Genomic DNA, 1542 nt, shown 5'->3' with positions numbered 1-1542 from the left:
CTTTCTACACCATCTTTATCGACAAATTTTATTCCTTTACCGTCATTTTGTAGCATCACTTTCCAGTCTTTCGGCAATCTTGATACTATCTTTGCAATGGATGCATCTTTTAGGCCAGTGAGCTTTCCTACATCAATTGACGTCCTTTTTTTGTCTAATTCAATTTAAATACCAATTATTTCGAGTCCAACTTATATTTATCCCATTCTTTTATGGCGTCTCGCGCTTTTTCTACTACGATATGCCAATTTGGATCCTCTATAATGGCGCGATCATCGGTTTCGTCTTTTGCTTGATAATTTTTTATAGCATCTCTAAATTCTTGCAATAATTCTATAAGTTTTGGTGGGAATCCTAAATGACAAGCTGTATTTTTTACAAAATCGTCGAAATCAAAATCATCAAAAAGTGTGCACATTAGCTCTATATACGATGAAATATAGCCCTCTACGTTGTTTTCATTCAGCCAATACATTTTTTGCTGCTTTATGCTGGAAGCCTCTTCTATATTATTATAAATGCCCTTTACGCGGAATTCCTGCCCTTCTAAATTAAGCATCTATTTTTCTCCATAAATTTTTTCTATCAAGCTAAAGTCAAAATTTTCTAGTCCTATATGGCTTTCTATTGTTTTAGATGGTTTATTTGAAATAATCAAATTACCATATTTATCAAAATAACCTTTGTCGGTCTTAATTTTTATATATGCACTTTGTTGCGCTATATTCGGGGTATCTATTTTTCCAGGCATTATTCTTATTTCAAATTGATTGTTATTCGGATTTATAATTCTTATGCCACCGTTTTTATCAGAGCTTTTAATTATCCAACCTGGTAACATATATTTTATTTTATCTATAGTTTGTTCAAAAGTTATTATCTTAGTGTTTGCTTTATTATCTTTAATTAAATTTGAAGTATTTGAATTTTTTATGACACTGTCGGCAGGGCTTGCTCCATTGCTAAGATTTACACTCTTGCTATCTACGAATGCCTTATTTACTTGCTCTTTGGATAACGCAGGCTTAACAATTTCTTTTTTAGGTATCTCTTTTAATCCTTGCTTTAAGGCAGCCTTGCCGATAGCCGCAGAGCCTTTTACTATTCCTGCACCGCCGGTAAATACCGTAGTTACACCCTCGGTATCTCTTTCGGTTGCAGTTTTATAGTCTCCTACCATAATGTCCACTTCGCTTTTATCTAAGCCCGTTCCTGCTAAACTAGGGATATTCGGTATGGTGTTTATTATGCCTTTTGTCGTTTCTATCGGGCTGGTGACTAGATTATATGCTCCCTCAACCGAATTAGAAATAAAATTCCATCCTCCAGAAATAAAGCCTTTCCCGAAACCAGCTATATCATCTAGAAAAGGCTTATCTACTTTTAGATTATCACTGTAGAAATTTTTATTCCTATTGAAGCTATCCAAATACATATACCTCTCCGCATACTGGGAAGCAGTAGGATTAAAGGCATTTGTTCCGTCCAGGTCTTTATTATAGAAGTCGCTTTGTTTGATATACTCCTTAGCTAAGCCTATGT

2 protein-coding genes are annotated in these 1542 nt (G+C 34.4%); both read right to left on the bottom strand.

All coding sequences use genetic code 11. The features are described 5' to 3' along the window. Positions 1 to 175 precede the first annotated feature (175 nt). The gene (locus Q0323_RS00810) at positions 176 to 559 is read right to left on the bottom strand and encodes a hypothetical protein (RefSeq protein ID WP_298050569.1); all 384 of its coding nucleotides are present in this window, start codon (positions 557 to 559) and stop codon (positions 176 to 178) included. Continuing rightward, the coding region (locus Q0323_RS00805) for a hypothetical protein (RefSeq protein ID WP_298050567.1) at positions 560 to 1542 on the bottom strand (983 nt) is incomplete at its 5' end.

This window comes from uncultured Campylobacter sp. (assembly GCF_938030145.1).
GTDB lineage: Bacteria > Campylobacterota > Campylobacteria > Campylobacterales > Campylobacteraceae > Campylobacter_B.
The sequence above is the reverse complement of the archived record's forward strand: the minus strand, read 5'-3'. Positions and strand labels throughout refer to the sequence as shown.